This is a genomic window from Asticcacaulis excentricus CB 48, from assembly GCF_000175215.2.
GTDB lineage: Bacteria > Pseudomonadota > Alphaproteobacteria > Caulobacterales > Caulobacteraceae > Asticcacaulis > Asticcacaulis excentricus.
On record NC_014816.1, the window covers coordinates 1,570,580 to 1,589,596 of the forward strand.

13 protein-coding genes are annotated in these 19,017 nt (G+C 60.2%); 4 read left to right on the forward strand and 9 right to left on the reverse strand.

Annotated elements, in window-relative coordinates; translation table 11 throughout:
* Nucleotides 1-319: 319 nt before the first annotated feature.
* The 5 genes from ASTEX_RS07240 to ASTEX_RS07260 form a co-directional block, all read right to left on the reverse strand.
* On the reverse strand, nt 320-1,099 hold the full coding sequence (locus ASTEX_RS07240; protein WP_013478954.1) for a hypothetical protein: 780 nt from the start codon (nt 1,097-1,099) through the stop codon (nt 320-322).
* Between the two features lie 81 nt (nt 1,100-1,180).
* The gene (locus ASTEX_RS07245; RefSeq protein ID WP_013478955.1) at nt 1,181-1,411 is read right to left on the reverse strand and encodes an alkylphosphonate utilization protein; all 231 of its coding nucleotides are present in this window, start codon (nt 1,409-1,411) and stop codon (nt 1,181-1,183) included.
* A gap of 75 nt (nt 1,412-1,486) precedes the next feature.
* On the reverse strand, nt 1,487-1,891 hold the full coding sequence (locus ASTEX_RS07250; protein WP_013478956.1) for a hypothetical protein: 405 nt from the start codon (nt 1,889-1,891) through the stop codon (nt 1,487-1,489).
* Nucleotides 1,892-2,018: 127 nt separating this feature from the next.
* Nucleotides 2,019-3,305, reverse strand: a complete 1,287-nt coding sequence (locus ASTEX_RS07255; protein ID WP_013478957.1) for a NupC/NupG family nucleoside CNT transporter — start codon at nt 3,303-3,305, stop codon at nt 2,019-2,021.
* Between the two features lie 70 nt (nt 3,306-3,375).
* A complete protein-coding gene (locus ASTEX_RS07260) occupies nt 3,376-4,680 on the reverse strand; it encodes a DcaP family trimeric outer membrane transporter (protein ID WP_013478958.1) in 1,305 nt (434 codons plus the stop codon).
* A 268-nt stretch (nt 4,681-4,948) separates the two neighbouring features.
* Between ASTEX_RS07260 and ASTEX_RS07265 the strand changes: the two genes are divergently transcribed.
* Nucleotides 4,949-5,590, forward strand: coding sequence for a response regulator transcription factor (locus ASTEX_RS07265; protein ID WP_041659072.1), 642 nt, complete (start codon nt 4,949-4,951; stop codon nt 5,588-5,590).
* Here the strand turns inward: ASTEX_RS07265 and ASTEX_RS07270 are convergent.
* Nucleotides 5,587-8,682, reverse strand: a complete 3,096-nt coding sequence (locus ASTEX_RS07270) for a hybrid sensor histidine kinase/response regulator (protein WP_218918597.1) — start codon at nt 8,680-8,682, stop codon at nt 5,587-5,589. The genes ASTEX_RS07265 and ASTEX_RS07270 overlap by 4 nt on opposite strands.
* 677 nt (nt 8,683-9,359) lie before the next feature.
* Here ASTEX_RS07270 and ASTEX_RS07275 point away from each other — a divergent pair.
* Nucleotides 9,360-12,698, forward strand: a complete 3,339-nt coding sequence (locus ASTEX_RS07275; RefSeq protein WP_013478961.1) for a TonB-dependent receptor domain-containing protein — start codon at nt 9,360-9,362, stop codon at nt 12,696-12,698.
* Between the two features lie 252 nt (nt 12,699-12,950).
* Here the strand turns inward: ASTEX_RS07275 and ASTEX_RS07280 are convergent, their stop codons facing one another.
* The 3 genes from ASTEX_RS07280 to ASTEX_RS07290 form a co-directional block, all read right to left on the reverse strand.
* Nucleotides 12,951-14,525: a DHA2 family efflux MFS transporter permease subunit gene (locus ASTEX_RS07280; RefSeq protein ID WP_013478962.1), complete on the reverse strand. Its 1,575-nt coding sequence runs from the start codon at nt 14,523-14,525 to the stop codon at nt 12,951-12,953.
* An 82-nt stretch (nt 14,526-14,607) separates the two neighbouring features.
* On the reverse strand, nt 14,608-15,753 hold the full coding sequence (locus tag ASTEX_RS07285) for an HlyD family secretion protein (protein WP_013478963.1): 1,146 nt from the start codon (nt 15,751-15,753) through the stop codon (nt 14,608-14,610).
* A 29-nt stretch (nt 15,754-15,782) separates the two neighbouring features.
* Entirely contained in the window at nt 15,783-17,138 is a 1,356-nt protein-coding gene (locus ASTEX_RS07290) for an efflux transporter outer membrane subunit (RefSeq protein ID WP_013478964.1), read from the reverse strand.
* Nucleotides 17,139-17,318: 180 nt separating this feature from the next.
* Here ASTEX_RS07290 and ASTEX_RS07295 point away from each other — a divergent pair, with 180 nt between their 5' ends.
* Together ASTEX_RS07295 and ASTEX_RS07300 are read left to right on the forward strand one after the other, a co-directional pair.
* Nucleotides 17,319-17,969: a TetR/AcrR family transcriptional regulator gene (locus ASTEX_RS07295; protein ID WP_245532485.1), complete on the forward strand. Its 651-nt coding sequence runs from the start codon at nt 17,319-17,321 to the stop codon at nt 17,967-17,969.
* Between the two features lie 308 nt (nt 17,970-18,277).
* On the forward strand, nt 18,278-18,664 hold the full coding sequence (locus tag ASTEX_RS07300; protein WP_013478966.1) for a phasin family protein: 387 nt from the start codon (nt 18,278-18,280) through the stop codon (nt 18,662-18,664).
* Nucleotides 18,665-19,017 lie beyond the last annotated feature (353 nt).

The following is a 19,017-nucleotide window of genomic DNA, read 5'->3' on the forward strand; positions in this document are numbered from 1 at the left end:
CGCGAACTGCCCGCATGGGCTATATTCGTGCTACGCGGGGCGCGTGAGACACAGATGTGGTTTGCCATTCTGGCTCTGCTCGGCTCCGCCCGTCAGCGCCTTCCCCCGCCAACGATCCTCCGAGGCGCTCCCTGACCGAAGCCGTCTTTCTTCTATATTGTGCATCAGAGCCTGATCATCGTGGCGCCCTATCAACTGGCCAAGGTCAACCTGCTCATTGTGTTGGACTTCGCAGTCCTAACTCAGATGGCGGTCGTGGGCCGCGTCCTAACCTATCTTATCGTTCGCGCCGTGCCCCTGTTGCGCTCCCTGTTCGGCCTCAGGCGATCCGGCGCCTCACGGTCAGGGCCAGAGCCAGCAACAGGCCGATGCCGATGACCGCCGTAAACGCCATCAGCGGCACGTCCTGACGCTGCACATTAGCTGCGGCGACCCAGCCCAACGCCCAGACCAGCGGCACGGCGTAAAGCCGCGAACGCGTCAGGCGCAGCATGATGCCCGCAAAGGCGATCAGCCCCAGCAGAAAGCCTAGCGACACCATGACCTGACGTGGGTCGGGCTGAAGCCCCGCTGCCACCAGTGCGGAGGTGAAGTTGACCACCGTCGCTGCCGAGATCCATCCGGTCACCAGTGCCAGAGGCGCGACGACGAAGCCCGTTTCGCTCTTGCTGAGGCTCAACCGTTTCAGGCGCATCAGTCCCGTCAGGCCTGCCGTCAGCGAGACGGTAATGATACCAAAGCTGACCCAGTCGATGCCATGGATAGGCACCCAAATCGACCATGCCGAATTGAGCGCCCAGATCACTGCTGTATGCGGCCAGGCGACTTTCAGCGCCGCATTGTCTGGGTGACGAATGCCCCACACGGCGCCGACGAGCGCCCACAGATAGATGACGCCCCAGATGGCAAAGGCCGGCCCCAGCGGCACCAGCGGGTGTGAGGTCAGCGCCGACTGTTCGGCGACACTGCGGCCAATGCCCAGCCACTCCGGCACCTGACCGCTGAAGATTTGCGCCAGACCAAGCATCAAGAGGAGCCACCCGGCGACGGTGACACGACCGGTGCTCACGGAATCCTTAGGGGTGATTGTGCGGGCCATGTGACTCTCCCTTTCTTGAAACGCTGTTTATACGCTCGCCAAGGGGATAATGTTCACGCCCGCCGCCTCACGAACGAGAGATCAGGCTTTTTTGACGAACTCGGTGCGCAGGACGAGACCGCGTACCTTCTCGTGGTTGCACTCGATTTCGTCTTCGTCGTAGGTCAGACGGATGTTTTTGATCAGCGTCCCGCGCTTCAGCGTCACGCCGCCCGATCCCTTGACCTTTAGGTCCTTGATCAGGGTGACGTTGTCGCCATCCGCCAGACGCGCGCCATTGGCGTCTTTTACGATCAATTCTTCATCGGACATGGCGAGGCTCCTTTTTAGCTTAAGTCGAGCCTTGCCTAACCGATCGGCCCCATTTCCACAACAGATGTGAGGAAATTAATCCCTGCAAAAACCTTCACCGTTCGAGACGGACACGCAATCCAGCTTGTCCGCCAGATCTTTGACGCCGGTTTTGGCTCCCGTGGCATGGCGGATGAGCTGGGTCTCGCCGTTGCGCTCGATCTGCATGGCATGGCCATTGACCGTACCCGTAAAGACGCCCGGCGTTATCGTACCGCTGAGTGTCACTTCATAATCGTGCTGACGGGCTACGACCTCCAGCGAGGTGCCTTCCGGCCCAGTCCAGCGCCCGACATAACCGGCGGCGACATCAGCGGCTTTCGACGCGCTGGTCGAGGCGGCGCTTGAGGCCGAAGCCTCCGCTTCTGTAGGAGTAGAGGCGTCGGGCTTGGGTGAGCAGGCCACAAGCAGAAAAGGAAGGAGACAGAGGGCAAAACGCATCGCAACAATCCGGCGGGTATCAAGGTGTCTGAACCACCGCCAGATTAGCGCGAATAAAAACCGAGTGAGATAACAGCCTTATCGGCCATTTATAAATTACGCATAATGCCTTTGTCGCGGATTAGGATTAATGAAACAGCAAAAGTCCTGCAATCGCCGCGTTCATCAGATTGGCCAGAGTAGCGGCCAGAAGCGCCCTTGGCCCCAGCTTGACAATCATATCGCGCTGATTGGGGGCCAGACCGCCGATCACCGCCAGTTGGATCGCGATGGACGACAGGTTGGCGAAGCCACACAGGGCAAAACTCATAATGGCTGTCGAACGCGCCGACAACTGCCCGCCCTCGTCCATCAGGTGCAGATAGGCGACAAATTCGTTCATGATCAGCTTTTCACCGAACAGACCGCCCGCCGTCACCGCCTCATGCCACGGGATATTGATCAGGAACATTACCGGCGCAAAGACAAAGCCCAACATCCCCTGAAGCGTCAGGTCGGGATAGCCAAACAGGCCGCCTATGCCGCCCAGAATGCCGTTAACCAGCGCGATCAGAGCCACAAAAGCCAGCACCATGCCGCCCACCGAAATGGCGATTTTCAGGCCATCCTGCACGCCGTCGGAAATGGCCGCCAGAAGGCTTTTGGGGTGGTGGTCGGCGTCTTCCATGATAGGTTCCGGAGAGTGGATCACCGCGCGTCTGGGGTCCGGAATGATAATCTTGGCCATCAGCAGCCCGCCGGGGGCCGACATGAAGCTGGCGGCCAACAGGTAGTCAATCTTGATGCCGATCTGCGCGTAGGCGGCCAGAATGGTGCCAGCCACGCCGGCCATGCCCGACGCCATGATGGCAAACAGTTGCGCCTTGGTCAGGCCCGCCAGGTAGGGCCGCACCACCAAAGGCGACTCACTTTGCCCGACCAGCACATTGGCGGCTGCCGCCAGCGCCTCGACGCGGCTGATGCCGATGATAAAGCCCAGGCCCCCGCCGATCACCTTGATGATCAACTGCATGATTTTTAGATAGTAGAGCACCGAAGCCAGCGCGGCAAAAAAGACGATGACCGGCAAGACATTGATAGCAAAGCCCGCCCCACCTGGCACATTGACCAACCCGCCGAACAGCATGTCAATGGCGCCCTTAGAATAGCCCATAAGGGCTTCGACGCCTTGCGCAATCGCCTGAACCCCCGCCTTACCCCAACTGGTGTGCAGGACCAGCACGCCGATCAGCACCTGAAGAGCAAAAGCACAGGCCACCATCCGCAGCCGGATAGCCTTGCGATCGGCCGACACCAGAACGGCAATCAGCAGCAGGGTGAGAATACCGCCTATGCCGATCAGCCAGTGGTTACTGGTCAAACCGGACGACAGACCAGTGACAGACGGAACGGAGGCGGAGGCAGAAGCGGCCATGCGGGTACTCAGGCAAAAACGAAGGGGTGAGCCTAAGCACCGCCGCGGGCCGGGGTCAATGCGCCCGCACTCAATAGGCGTATTTCGCCGCCAGTTCGAGGCGGTCCAGCCGCCCGCTTTGGCCATTGACCAATTCACGCTTGCCGGTGCGCAGCTCGATACCGAGATCGAGCCCCCTGACCGGCGTGAAAAACAGGTTAGCGGCCAGACTCTGCGCCGATTTCGACGCCAGAGCGGGGCTGCCCACCGGATAGTCAGCACTCAGGAAGGAAGCCGCAAAGGTCGAACGCAGGCGCGGCGTCCAGCCCAGCTTGACCGACGCAAAGCCGGAGGTGACGCCGACCGTCTCCATCTTCGCACCCGGCGTCCCGGCATAGACGACATCGGGGGCGAAGTTGAGCCCGACATAGCGCCCGATGCCCTCCCCGCCGGTCAGCATAAAGCGCAGATCATGGCGCGCCTTTGTCCCGAAGGGCACCTTTCCCGACAGGCTGAGTCCGTAACCCGACGCCGTGGCCCCGACCGCGCCATTATCAACGGCCAGTTGCCGCGCCAGAACCGCCACCGCGAAATCGCCATAGGGCTTTTTAAGACTGAGGCGCGCCGTCACGTCGGGCTGGCGGTCGTCGTCGTTTTCGATCAGGGTCGCCACCGTGGCTGTAATCGATGCTGTTTCGGGGTTTTCGAGCGCCACGGCCAGAGTGTAGCCCGCACCCAGCGGCAGGGTGTAGCGTACCTGCGGCTGACGCACAAAGACCGTGCCTTCGGTGGGCCCGACAAAGTCCGTGCTTTCCGGCAGGACGGCGACATTCTGGAACGTCGTCCAGTCCTGCCCGAACAGCCAGCGGCCATAGGTGATATAGGCGCGGCGCAGCGCCAGATTATAGCCGTTGGTGGTACGCTCGCTGCCGCCGCCGGGCGTGGTCTGGAAATCAGCCTCGACATACCCCCCTAAACCCGATCCGCTGTCCATCGACACGGTCAGGCGCGTCTGTTTGGCGATAAAATCGGCGTCGCTGTGTTCGCGCGTTCCGCCAACCGGGATGTACGCCGGCAGGTAGAAGTCGCGCCCCAGCGATCCGGTGGCCAGATCGCCGGAATCGTAGCGGCTGAACAGGGCATTGGTCTTGAGAAAACCGCCGAAACGCAAGGCGGGCCCAGTGCTCTGGACGGGTTGGGACGGGGCGGGCGGCGTTGCCTTTTCAGCCTTCAGCCCGGCCAGTTCCGCGCGCAGGCGGCTCATTTCGCCCTCCATCGCCGCCAGTCTTTGTTCCAGCGCCGCCGTCTCAGACGGCGCGGTCTGTTGCGCGCTGACCGGGCCAGCCGCCAGCGCCAGCCCGACCGCAGAGGTCAGGCCGATCAGGGTATATCGCATGTGAACCTCCCCGCTTTTTTTTTGCCCTTCTTCGTATTCCGGGTGGGCAGCGGTGAGACAGAGGATCAGGCCGAAGACGTTGTAAATGAAGGGCGACCTTGGTCGAGACGGCCCCCGACCTTGGTCGTTCAGACCTTGGTCGGATAACGTAACGTAATCCAGCCCATGGCCGCACTTGGGTCTGGACATGTCCGCGCCCAGGGTACAGATTGGGCCCGCCAGCATTTTCAACAATAAAAAGAATGCGGCCGGAGGTTTCGTCTTGAGTATGCCCCTTCCCGTTTCGGCACCCTCCATTCTGGTCGCCGATGATCACCCGCTCTTTCGTCAGGCCCTGATACTGGCGGCGCGCAAGGTCCGTCCGGACGCCCATATCCTCGAAGCCGGTACGCTGGACGCCGCCCTTGAGGCCGTGCGTCAGGCCACTAACCTCAAACTGGTCCTGCTCGATCTCCGCATGCCCGGTGCCGAAGGCTTTTCGGGTGTCGCCCTGCTGCACGCTGAAGTGCCGCACGTGCCTGTACTGGTCGTCTCCGCCGCCGAAGCCGAAAAGGCGGCGCGCGAGGCCCGGCGCTTCGGGGCCGTGGGCTTTATCGGCAAGGATCAACCACTGCCCCGGATGCAGGAGGCCATCAGCGATGCTCTGGAAGGCCGCATCAGCGACACGCCGCCCGCCGACCCGGAGGTCGATACGGTCGCCGCCAAGGTCGCCGACCTGACTCCGACGCAGTTGCGCGTCCTGCTGGGCGTGCTGGCCGGGCGGCTTAACAAGCAGATCGCCTACGACCTCAGCATTTCAGAGGCCACGGTAAAGGCCCATATGACCGCCATCATGCGCAAGCTGGATGTGCAAAACCGCACTCAGGCCGTGCTGGCCGCCCGCGCTCTGGGCATCGGGATCGACGGTTAAACCCCCAGCCACTGCCGCAGGGTTTTGGGCTCAGCGGGTTTGGCGAAGACCGGCACGCCCACCGCCTCAGCGGCCGCCTCGGTCGCCGGGTCCCGGTCCGCGGTGATCAGGGCGACGCGCAGGTCTGGATTACGCCCGCGCAAGCGCCGGATCAGCGACAGGCCGTCCTGACCCTCACTCAAATTATAGTCGATCAGGGCGCAGTCGACAGTTTCAGCCTGACTGAGGGCCGCCTCCGTGTCATCCACCGCCTGCACCTCGCACCCCCACAGCGTCAAAAGCGCCGACATGGCCTCACGCACCGCCGGCTCATCATCGACGATCAGCACACGTCTTGCCGGGGCGTTAATGGGCACCGGTCCCGCCGTCACGACCTCCACCGCCGCAACACGCGGCAGGGTCACGGCAAAGCGACTGCCGCGCCCCAGGCGCGACCGTAGCTCAACGCGCAGCCCCAAAAGCCGCGCCGTGCGCTCGACTATGGCCAGCCCCAGCCCAACCCCAGCCTCACCCGATACCCCCAGCCGCTCAAATTCGCGGAAAATACGGTCCTGATCGGCCTCGGCAATGCCGACGCCGGTATCGTAGACCTCTATGCGCACACGGTCGGTGCGCGGCCGCAACACCATTAACACGCCACCGGTTTTTGTGTAGCGCACGGCATTAGACAGGAAGTTTTGCAGTATCGAACGCAGCAGGTTGCGGTCGGTCTCCACCCACACGGAAGGCGCAATCAGCCTCAGACTCAGCCCCTTTTCCGCCGCCAAGGGCGTAAAGATCAGGCTCAGATCCCGCGCCAGAACCGACAGATCGAAGCGCACCGGGCGCGGCGTGACGCCTCCGGCATCGAGCTTGGAGATATCGAGGAGGGATTTGAGGAGGGCATCCGCCGCCTCGATCGAGCGCTCGACATTATCAACGAGGTCCCGCGCCTCGCCCTGCACCTCTTCGGCCAAAGCCGCGGTAAACAGGCGCGCGGCGTGCAAAGGTTGGAGGAGATCGTGGCTGGCCGCCGCCAGAAAGCGTGTCTTCTCCTCGGTCGCTCGCTCCAGAGCCGAATTGACAAGACGCAGTTCAGCGGTCCTACGTTCTACGCGGCTCTCCAGCTCGGCCCGCGCCGTTTCCAGCGCCGACAGGGCGTCGGCCTCACCCGTCACATCAGTAAAGCACATGACATAACCGCCGCCGGGCATGGGGCCGCCGACCGTGCGGATCACCCGCCCGTCATTGCGCCGCCGCTGAAAGGCGTGGTGGGTGCCGCGCCGCATATGCTCCAGCCGGCGCTCGACGTGGCTTTCGACCTCTCCCGGACCACATTCGCCGCGTTCAGCATTGAAGCGGATCAGCTCGGCCACCGGCGTGCCGACGCGCACAAGTTCCGGCGGATACTGGAACAGCTCCAGATAGCGCGTGTTCCACGCCACTAGCCGCAGGTTCTGATCAATTACGCTGACGCCGGGGTCGATGTTTTCCAGCGTCGCCGCCAGAAGGCCGCGCGAAAACTGCAGGCTCTGGCCCGAACGGTCGAGTAGGCGCGCGACCTCATCGACGCTGATCGCCGTGCCGGAGAGGGCCGACCACACGATGGCGTGGGCCGAAGGTGCGCCGACCACGCCGGCAATCAGCCGCTCGGCCCGGCGCACGTCGGCGCGGTCGATGGGGGCTTGGTCCTGTATGCGGCCAAAGGCTTCCGCCACCGCTTCGGGCCCGGCAAAGCGCGCTGTCAGCGCGGTAAGTTGCCCGAGACTGTGAACCGCACCTTGCCGCACCGCCGGCGTCAGGCGCAGGCCAAACCCCGGACGTGTGCGCCCGAAGGCCGAGACCAGACCCCAGGCGGCAGCATTGGCACCCAGCGAGGCCGCCACTCCGTGCACCAACGGATTTAGTTCAGGCCAAAAGACCTTTATTCCGAACAGGCCCTGCGGATCGAACGGCGTCATAGCCACGCCCTCAAGCCATTGCAGCGAGGCTATGGTTGGCCAGAACAGGGTGTAGGTCCACACGATCAGCCCGGCCAGAAGCCCGGCCTGAATAGCGGCGGCATCGCGCGGCTTACCATTGACGGCCAGGAGAAGAGCCGGTGTAAACTGCGCGATGGCGGCAAAGGCAATCTGCCCAATGACCGCCAGTTGCTGCCCCGGCGGCACCCACAGGGCATAGGTCAGGGCGGCCCCCATCACCGCTGCAATTGAGGCGCGGCGGACCCAAAGCATCAGCTTGCCGAAATCCACTGCGGATGAGGCGCTGCGGTGACGCAGCAAGAAGGGCGCGATCAGATCGTTCGAGATCATGGTCGATAGGGCAATAGTTTCCACCAGCACCATGCCGGTCGCCGCCGCGAAGCCGCCGATAAAGGCCAGAAGGGTCAGACCGTTAAGCCCTGCCGCATAGGGCAGGTTGAGGACGAACAGATCATGCGGCACATCCGGGCTCAGAAGCGTCAGCCCGGCCAACGTAATGGGCGGCACTACGACGAGCGTCGCCAGCAGATAACCCACAAATGGCCAGCGCGCCTTTTGTGCGTCCTCCGACCGGTCAGCCCCGATGACCGCCGTGTAGAATTGACGCGGCAGGCACACGACGGCGGCCATCGACAGAAGCGTCATGACGCCAAAATCGAGATTTAGCTGCGTCGGGGCAAAGCGGGCTGAAAAGTGGGCCCAGCCGACGCTGCGCAAATCGGGCGGCGCGCTCATAAATGCCACAACGGCGAACCCGGCAACGGCAACCAACGCCACCAACTTGACCAGAGATTCGGTGGCGATGATGTAGAATATGCCCTCATTACGGCTGGAGGCCACATAGTGCCGTGTCCCGAACAGCATGGCAAACAACGCTAGGGCCAGCGTCGTCAGGGTCATGGGCCATAGGCGTTCACCGCCCGCCACCGCCGCAAAGCTGGTCCCCACCGAGCGCAATTGCAACGCCACGTAAGGAATTGTGCCAAACAAAGCCAGCAGCGTCACCAGCGCCGCCACACCGCGACTTTTGCCGAACCGCGCGCCGATAAAGTCGGAAATCGATGTCGCTCCTTCGGCACGCACAGCGGCAATGAGTCGCGTCAGAAAACGCGACGCAAACAACCATAGCAAGATGGGCCCAATATATATGGGAACAAAACTCCATCCCTCCCCGGCTGCAGAACCGACCGCGCCGAAAAAGGTCCAGCTTGTACAGTAGACGCCAAGTGAGAGCGCATAGGCTGGCAAACGAAGAGGTGATCGGCGGTTCTCACGACGTGCCCAGCTTTCGGCCCAAGCCCCAATAGCAAACAGGCCTGCCACGTAGGCCGCCGCTGCAGTGAGTAGAATGTAGCCGTTCATGCGCACCCGCCAGCAAGACTACTGGCCAAGCTAGACCAGCGTGCGGTTCAGAGCAAACCCGTCGGAAGCCAAAAAAATGATGCGCCGCAATGTGTGCGAGCGCGAATAGCTACGACTAAGTCATAGGGAAGGACGCTTTTTCACCGTTATCTCGACACATTTCGAAGGACCCAAGAGCGGGTGATCGGCATGGTTTCTTTTTTGCTCTCCGCCTTGAACGCTTTCAAACAAGGGAAAAACACGCACTTTTTCCAGGTCATTTCCCCAAGGTGACGAGCGTTTTCTAGTTGCCAGTGTGACCTTATTGAAACAGGTTTCATTCGTAATGGACAAATTTGTGGCGAGACATTGACGAGTCCGTGACGACGAGGCGTTATGTGTTTCCAAAAAAAAAAATGGCCGCAGCTTTTCGGCTACAAAAGTGTCCATAATCCCGGAGATAGAGTGTGAAAAAAGAATCGAGACGATTTGGTCTTCTGGCCACAACCTCGTTTTGCAGTGCGGTGGTTGCGGGTGTAATGACGACGGTATCCGGCGGTGCTGCGCAGGCCCAAGACGCAGCCCCAAAAACGGACGAGGCTAAGCCGGCCGAAGCTGTACAGGAAGTGGTTGTTACGGGCTCGCGTATCCGCCGCAGCGTAGCCAATGCCCCGGCCCCAACGATCAGCGTCACCCAGGACGATCTCCTACAATCGGGCGTGCCCAATATCATCGACCAACTGGCCGATATCCCCGCCCTGTCCGGTTCGACCGTTCCGGAAGACACCACGGGTTCCAACCTAAACGACGGCGGGCTTTCGCTGCTGAACCTGCGCTTCCTCGGTTCGCAGCGCACACTGGTTCTGGTGGACGGCAAGCGTCACGTTGGTGCACCGCAAGGGTCTCTCTCGGTGGATGTGGACTCCATCCCGCGCCTGTTGATCAATCGCATTGACATCATCACGGGCGGTCAATCGGCTATGTACGGTGCCGATGCCGTTTCGGGCGTCGTAAACTATGTGCTCAAGCGCGATTTCGAAGGCGTCGAAGTCGATGGGGCCTATTCGCAAATCAACCAGGACGGCACAGCGCAAAAGCGTCTGTCCATGCTGTTCGGCAAAAACTTCTTCGATGACAAGCTGAACGCATACCTATCGCTGGAACACGAAGAAAACGATCAGGTCAAAGACTCCGACGTGGATTGGCGCCGCCGCGCCTGCGGCCTATACGCGATGGATGCCGATCAGGCCTCGCCGAACAATAATGACGGCGTCCTTGATAACCAACTGCTCTGCGGCGTTCGCAACTTCTCGCGCCCATATACAGGCCTATTGGTTCTCTCGTCGGCGATCACGGCCAGCCCGACAACCGACCCAGATATTCCGGCGTCCTCCGCCGGTTGTAGTGCCCCGACCTTGGCGGCCACCGCAACTGCTGCTCAAAAGCTTGCTTACAATGCCTTCCCTGCAGCTACCGGCACCAACACAAACTGCTTCTTTGCCAACGCCGGTAGTGCATTCGTCTTCGCCAATGATGGTACACCGCGCGGGCTCAATGTGGGTTCACGAGTTACGGTTGGCGGGGCACGCACCAACAACGTTGGCGGCGACGGCCTGAATATTGGTACTGAATTCTCGCAAGGCAGCCGGATCCCGGAATCGAACGCCAGCCGCGTTCAGGGTGGTCTGAACTTCAAATTGACCGAGAACGTCCTGCTTTATGCAGAAGCCAAGTACATCAAAGAAACGACCTACGACGAAGGACAGGGGTCGTTCTTCAACATCGGTATTTATGACTTCACGCGGGCCCCTGTATCGAATGGGACGACAACGCCCACCCTCGCGGTTATGCCGCAATGGACTCCAGCCACCAGTTCGTTCAACATTGGCCTTGATAACGCCTATCTCTCTTCCGATCTGCGGACGGCTATTCTCACGAATACGCGCAAAACCTACGATGCCAACGGGAATGTGGTTTCGACGGGCGCCCTCGACCCGCGCGCCATGTTCACAAACTTTGGCCCGCTGCGCAATCAGCTAAACTACCGCAAAGTGCAGCGTTACGTAATCGGTGCGAAAGGCGAAGCTGATCAGTTCCTGTTCGCCAAGAACATTTCTTGGGAAGCAAGCTACGTTTATGGCGAGCTTACGAATGAGAACCATGAACGCGCCGTTGATGTTGAACGTTACCGCTACGGCGCGGATGCGGTGGTCGATACGGCGGGTAAGGTCAGCGGTAAGCCGGGGCAAATCGTTTGCCGCGTGCAACTGTTAGCTGCCAACGGCATTTCCATCCCCGATCCCTACCGTGTTGGGACCATGAGCCCGACCGATCCGAAGGTCACAGGCTGCGTGCCGTTTAGCATCTTCGGCAACGGGCAAAACGATCCGGCGGCGCGCAACTATTTTGACGCTGAGATACAGGTCTCCCACACCAACAAGCAACAGCATTTCCTTGCCTACGGATCGGGTGAATTCTGGGACTTCTGGGGTGCTGGCCCAATCGGTGCAGCCGTCGGCGTCGAGTGGCGTAAAGAAGAAGCTGAAGGCAAGGGCCGTACGGCTTCCACAGGTGATCGCCTTCTGTTCTTGAACACCGGAGCTGACTTCCCGTACTCGCAGTACGAAGCCAAAGAAATCTTCACTGAACTGCGCGTCCCGCTTCTAAAAGACCTGCCGTTTGTTAACCGCCTCGAATTCTCAGGCGCGGCCCGCCGCTCGGACTACACGACGGTTGGCAAGGTGGATACCTACTCAGCTCAGTTCCTATGGGAAATTAATGAGCAAGTGAAGATCCGCGGGACCCGAGGCAAGGCTGTGCGCATCCCGTCGCTTTCGGAGAACTTCTCACTGCAAAGCCAGACCTTTGCTAACGGCTTCGTTGATCCGTGCGATGTTACCAACATCAACAACACAGCCAATACGCAAATTCGTCAGTACCGCACTGCCAACTGTCTTGCCCTAGGCATTCCGACAGGGACCGCTATCAGCTATCCGACTTCGCCCGCGGGTTTCAACGGGGGCAACCCGAACTTGAAGCCTGAAGAGTCGATTTCGAAGACCCTCAGCCTGATCCTGACGCCGAAAATTCTCCCGCGCACTACGCTCGTGTTTGACTGGTACAATATTGAAATCAACAGCGTTATCGCTTCAATCACGGCTCAGACCCTGGCGAACCAATGCGTGGGTGGACCGGTGCTCAATTCTCAGGCCTGCGGTCTGATTACCCGCGGCGGTGCCGATGTCAGCTATCGGATGACGTCGTTCCTGCAAGGCTCGTTCAACTACGCCAAGTACGAAAACCAGGGGATGGACTTCACCTTCCTGTATCGTCAACCGCTGAACAATGTCTTCGGCAAGAACCTTGGCAATCTGGGCGTTCAGGTGCGCGGCACCTACCTGCAATTCGACCGTTCGTACACAAATATCGATGCGCCTCTGGTGCACACCGATTTCGCACAAGCCGTCGAGGAGCCGCAACTGCGCTTTAACACCAGCTTCTCCTGGAACTACAAGCCGGACCTCAGCTTCTTCTGGAATATCGACTTCCAGTCGAGCCAGGAAATTGCCGATATAGACTTCCTGCGTAGTGATCCGGATAACCGTGAGTACAAGTTCCTCACGACCGGCGACTATGTCACACACGACTTCTCGTTCCGTTGGCGTGTGAAGGATGGTGTGATCTTGCGTGGTGGCGTGGTCAACGCCTTCGACGCTGATCCAGTTGACTGGCTGGGTCAAACTTCGGCTGATAACTTCGACCTGTTCGGCCGTCGTTTCTACATCGGCTTTAACTTCAAGCGCTAAGCCCTCGGGCCCATTCTTGGAAGCGGCGGCAGGGAAACTTGCCGCCGCTTTTGCTTGGGCGCAATGTACTGTTTAGCCAACATCTCGTCAGTAATCGGAAAAACGGAAACCCGACCTAGCTTGTCTAACATAGCACTCGCTCATGATAAGGCTGGGGTCTTTGATCTAGCGGCCTAGATCTGCCTCAGCCTCCGCACAAAAAATGCTGCCGGAGACGTCCGGCAGCATTTGTCATCTAAGTATGTCCTAAGATCAATCCGCGGCGTGGACCTGCCCGTTAGCCATGGCCTTGCGGCTCAGCCAGATCAAAGGGATAAGGCACACAATGATGATTGACGAGATGCGGAAGATATCCACAGTGGCCAATAGATATGCCTGCTGACTAACCTGCCGCGTAATGGCAGCTACGGCTTGCGCGTGGGACATCCCCATCTGCATCAACTGATAAACGACCTGATCGACGCCACCGCTCCCACCAGAATTTCCGCCGCCTCCACCGCCTGCCATCGCACCTGAGATATTGTTCAGGGCGTGGGTTTCGTAATTGTCCCACAAGGTAGTGGTCAGCGAAGCCGCGAACGAGCCCGCCGTGATGCGGGCGAAGTTCGACAGGCCCGACGCCGCCGGCATCTGATGCGGGGCAACATCACGGAACGACACGGTGATCATCGAGGTGAAGAAGGCGCTCATCGCCGCCCCCATAATGAACATGGGCAAGATGAGATGGCCGAAGTCGATATCCGGCGAATAGAGCGAGCGCATATAAAACGACAGGGCAAACAGCAGCAACGAGATCGTCGCCATGATACGCGCGTCGATGCGGTTGGAAATCTTTGCCACAAAGGGCGTTAGGAAGACGGCGACTACCCCCGAAGGCGCCGCCGCCAGACCGGCCCAGGTCGCTACATAGCCCATATTGGTCTGCAGCCACAGTGGCATCAGCAGATTGTTGCCGAAGAAAACCGCATAGGCGGCGCAGAGCGCGATAACGCCGAACGCGAAGTTGCGGCTTTTGAACAATGTCAGATCGACCACCGGGTTGTTTTCGTGAAGTTCCCAGATCAGCCAGGCCACAAACCCGATTAGGGCTAGCAGCGACAAGATGACGATATGCGCTGAATTGAACCAGTCGGCGTCCTTACCGGTATCGAGCACCAGTTGCAGCGTCCCGACCCAGAAGACAAGCAGCGAGAAGGACACCAAGTTTAGCTTGCGCGCCACAGTCGCGGTTTCGCGGTTGTGCATGAAGCGCCAGCAGATCCACGTACAGGCAATTCCCACCGGCACATTGATCAGGAATATCCATTCCCAGGCAAAATTATCCGAAATCCAGCCGCCTAGAATGGGCCCAAGCACCGGGGCGACCAGGGTGGTCATCGACCACACACCTAGCGCCGTTGAGCGTTTATCAGGCGGAAAGATCATGATCAGCAGGGCCTGAGAACCCGGAATCATCGGGCCTGACACCGCCCCTTGGAGGATGCGGAAAAGGATAAGCGACGGCAGGTTCCACGCGATGCCGCACAGGAACGAAGCCAGCGTGAAAAGGGCAACCGAGACGACAAAGGTACGCACTACGCCAAAGCGCATCATCAGCCAGCCGGTCAGCGGCACCGAGATGCCGTTGGCGACGGCGAAGGAGGTGATGACCCATGTACCCTGATCAGACGCGACGCCAAGATTACCGGCGATGGTTGGCAAGGCCACATTGGCGATGGTCGAGTCGAGCACCTGCATGAAGGTGCCGAGCGCCAAGGCTACCGCGGCCAGAGCCAGTGACACGCCGGTCAGCGGCGCGGGTCCGCCATTGGAAGAAGATGAGGCCATAAGGCGCTCCATTCAGTTCAGCTTTCCCCCTGATATCAAGGGGGATACCGGCCTAGCCGGAAAGGGGGTATGCGTGGCGGGGTTACTTCGACACGTCTATCTTGGCCTTCATCGACAGGCCGACGCGCAATGGGTGCATTTTAAGATCTTTTTCGTCGATCTGGATACGCACCGGCAGACGCTGCACAACCTTGATCCAGTTGCCCGAAGCGTTTTGCGCCGGGATCAGTGAAAAGGCCGAGCCCGTACCGCCGGACACGCCGACGACCTTGCCCTTATACTTGACGCCTTCACCATAGAGGTCGGAGGTCAGTTCGACCTCCTGACCCGGCTGCACTTTTTTAAGCTGCACTTCCTTGAAGTTAGCATCGACATAGGCCTGTGAAATCGGCACCACCGACATAAGCGGCGTACCGGTTTGCACCTGCTGACCCACCTGCACGGACTTGCGGGTAACAACGCCGGCTACGGGCGCGCGCACGACTGTGCGCTCCAGCTCCAGTTCCGCCGAAGCAAGACGCGCACGCGCCGCCATGATTTCCGGGTTTTCCCCTGGCTTAACGCCGGCGATCAGCGTGGCATTACTCTGACGGTTGCCTTCGGCCGACGCGAGGGCGGCTTGCGCCTGAATGCGAGCCGCACGGGCGGCATTGAGGTTGGCGATGGCGGCGGCATAGGCGCTTTCGGTCGCCACGACCTCTTCCTGAGACACCGCTCCGCTGGTGGCAAGGTTCTTGCGACGCTCGAATTCGAATTTGGTACGGTTCACCTCGGCCTCAGCGGCCTTGATCCCGGCGTCGGCGCGCACGATGTCAGCTTCGCGGGCCCCCATCTGACCGCCTAACGCCTTGTCGTTGGCGTAGTAGCCCATCACGCGGCGTTCGGCAGTAGCCAGCGCGGCCCGTGCTGACTGTACGGCGATGTTGGCATCGGCGTCATCGATGACTAGTAACACGTCGCCGGCCTTCACCGTCTGAGTTTCTTTGACGAGGATGCGGGCGACCGGCCCGCCGACTAGCGCATTGACCTGCGCCGTTTCGGCCCCAACATAGGCGTTGTCAGTCGAAACATAGTGCGAGGCGACCAGCATGTAATAGGCGCCGTAGCCCAGTACACCCACGGCCACCACAGCAGCCAGACCGGTTAGGAGCTGACGGCGGCGATCATTGGATTTGGCGGGAGATGGTTGTGAAGGTGTAACGGGCGGGGTGTTTTCAGTATCGGACATGGTGCGTCACTTTTTCTTCAGCGTGGAATTCAGTAGGAACCGCCAAGCGCCTTGACCATGGCGACTTCCAGGGTCAGGGCTCGGCTTTGCAGGGCCGTATTGGCGGTCCGCTGCGACAAGAGATTTTGTTCGATAACCAGCAGGCTGGCATAGTCGCTTAGGCCTGCCTCGTAGCGCAGACGGGCCATGCGATAGGCCTCTTCGCTTGAAGCGAGGGCTTCGTTGGACAGGCTCAGCCGCTCGCTCAGCGCCGTCTGGCTGGCACCGGTATCGGCGACCTCCTGCATGGCGTTGATGACGGACTGATGATAGCTGGCCAGAGCGACCGACTGATCCGCTTCTGCGCCGCGCAGATTGGCGCGCAGCCTCCCCCCCTCAAACAGGGGCAGACTGATCACCGGGCCAGCATTGATGGCGTCAATTCCCGACCCTGAGAGGTCGTTGAGGAACACCTTGCCTGCAAAGGCCATCAGGTTCACATTGGGATAGAAAGACGCCTTGGCGCGTTCGGTGCCGTGCACGGCCTGTTCGGCCCGCGCCCGCGCGGCGGCCACGTCCGGACGACGGGCAACCAACTCCAGATCGATGCGTGTTGGTGCCTTAAAATCCTGCGTGTCGGGCAGGACGGGTCTCGGCAGCGCTTCGCCGAATGCCGGGGCCTGACCGGCCAGCGCCGCGATCAGGTGACGCTGGATCAGGATGCGCTCGTTCAGAGCTGCCACTTCGCCCTTGCTGTTGGCAACATTGGCGCGGGCCTGTTCCAGTTCGGCGCGCGGGCGCAGACCGCCCTCGACCCTTTGCGCAACCAGAGACTGTGTGTCTGTGCGGATGGCCAAATTGCGCTCGGCAACATCAAGGTCTTTATACATATGACCCAGCTCGAACCAGGCATTGACTAATGAGGTCGAAAGGACCAGCACAGCCTGTTGTCCGTCGGCGCGCGCGGCCTCGGCGGCGGTGACTGTAGCCTTCAGCCCAGCGCGGTTCTTACCCCAGAAATCCAGCTCCCAGCCGAAATTGATGCCTCCGAGCGTCACGGCATCAATAGCGGGATCCTTACCTCCCATCTGCAGGGACGCACCCAGAGCCGTCGCCGTAGGATAGAGCGTCGCCTTTTGCGTGTCCTCCAGCGCGCGCGCTTTCAGAAGACGCCCGGCGGCAGCGGTCAGATTGGGAGAGTCGCGCAGAGCCGTTTGTACCAGATCGGTAAGTTGCGCGTCCTTATAGCCATCCCACCAGCGGCCGATCAGCATGTCCTGAGGCACAGGACTGGCGGAAGGGACTGGGGATACGGGCTCTGTGTTAGGTAGCGCAGCGCAGCCGGTAAGCACCAAAGCCGAAACGCCCATGAGTAAACCAGTTGCGGGTCGTTTAAATACAAACATCAGGTAAGCCCTCAGTTTATAGAACCGTACGGTACGGTCATTTATCTGTTGCGCGTATACGCCGCGAACGCTATATTGTCAATTGAACCGTACGGTACGGTCAGTATTTTTTTGCGCACTGCAAAAGGCTGATGCACCGGCGACACATATTCAAAACGTGGTTCGTTGCAACGTCTGCAAATGATTGCACGTCACACCGAGGCTATGATGCAAGAGTTAAAATCTCGTCCTGACAAGGACGCCCGTCGTGAAGCTATACTGGACGTGGCCAGCCGGATTTTCCTTGAAGAAGGGTTTGACGCCACGTCGATGTCGGCCATCGCTGCGAAGTTGGGTGGGTCGAAGGGCACGCTTTATAACTACTTCAAAAGCAAGGAAGAGCTGTTCGAAGCCTTTGTTGATCGACATTGCGCCATCCATGCGCGGCTGATTGACTCGTTCGAAGTCGAGGGCGGCGGATATCGCGAAGCCCTGCGCCGCTGGGCCCGTCAGTATCTGCGCATCGTGACGTCCGACTCAACCATGCGCAATTACCGCGTCATCATGGCGGTATCCGAACGCTGGCCTGACATAGGCCGGGCCTTTTATGAAAACGGCCCGCTGCGTGGCGCGCGCAATGTCGCCAACTTCCTGGCCGAGGCGGCCCACGCCGGCGAATTCGTCATCGACGATACCTTACGCGCGGCTCACCAGTTCATCGCCCTGTGCCAGAGCCGTTATCAAAAGGCCCGTTTTCTCAACTACCTCCCCGAACCGGACGAGGCCGAAATCGCCGCCGAGGTCGAGGCCGCCGTTGACACCTTTTACTCCGCTTATGGACGGCGCAGTTAAACCTTAGGCAATCCTTACCCCTCGTCGCGGGAAGCACCGCAACATCCTTACGGAGAACGGGTTATACCAAGGTCGCCTCCCCGGCTTTACCCCCGCCCTTCTTCCCTCCCCTCCCGGGTCACGCGCTTGCCCGTGCCCCCCGTAAGGATGCGACTAAGGATCCGCTGAAGACCCCGCAAAACCAATCCGAAAACACGCCCCCCAAGACCGCCGACACGCTGAGCGGCGCGGCGCAATCCGCCACCTCCGCCGCGTCCGAGGTCCTACATCGAACACGGGATGCCGTGGAGGAGTCCACTGAGCGCGGCATGGCCTTCGGTCAAGACGCGCTGAACCGCACCCACGCTGAAACCCAACGCCTTGGCCAACGCGGCGTCGAAATGGGGAGCGAAGCGCTCAAGGTCTGCGTCACCGCCGGCCATCAAACGGCTGACCTTATGTCAGAACTCAATCAGGCCATGACCGAATTGGGCAATCAGTCGATCTCGCACTATGACCGCCTATCGCGTCAGGCCATAGGGGTGCGTACCGTGCAGGACTTGGTGAATCTTCAGAGCGCCACGGTTGAGACGCTCCAAGAGCATATGGGGGGCTTTGCCCGCCTCTATGGCCTCTATGTTGATGGTCTGGGACGCATAATGCAGCCCATCGCCGAGCAGGCGGTGAAGCCGCATCGCAGTATGATGAACACCTGATACTGCACTAAAGGCATCACTACCGAAGGACCTGACGGTGGCCCGGCGATCGTTCACCGCCCCCCCCCCAAAGGAGCGACGAGCCGATGGCACACAAGCAGCTCTGCGTGGGCGGCGAGCGCAAGTGTGACCGGAATACATGGTACGGGCAGCCGGACTCGAACCGGCATGGATTGCTCCGACGGATTTTAAGTGGAAGTCAACCAGCAAAATAATCAATAAATTCAATGGTTTACAAACGCTGAAAATGTGCTATGTGTAAGGAATGTGAAAATTTCACGTTCCAAACTGCCCAGAAATCCGAACGGATTCAGACCAATAAGGGGGCGAACGCCCCCGCACCGGCCGAACGG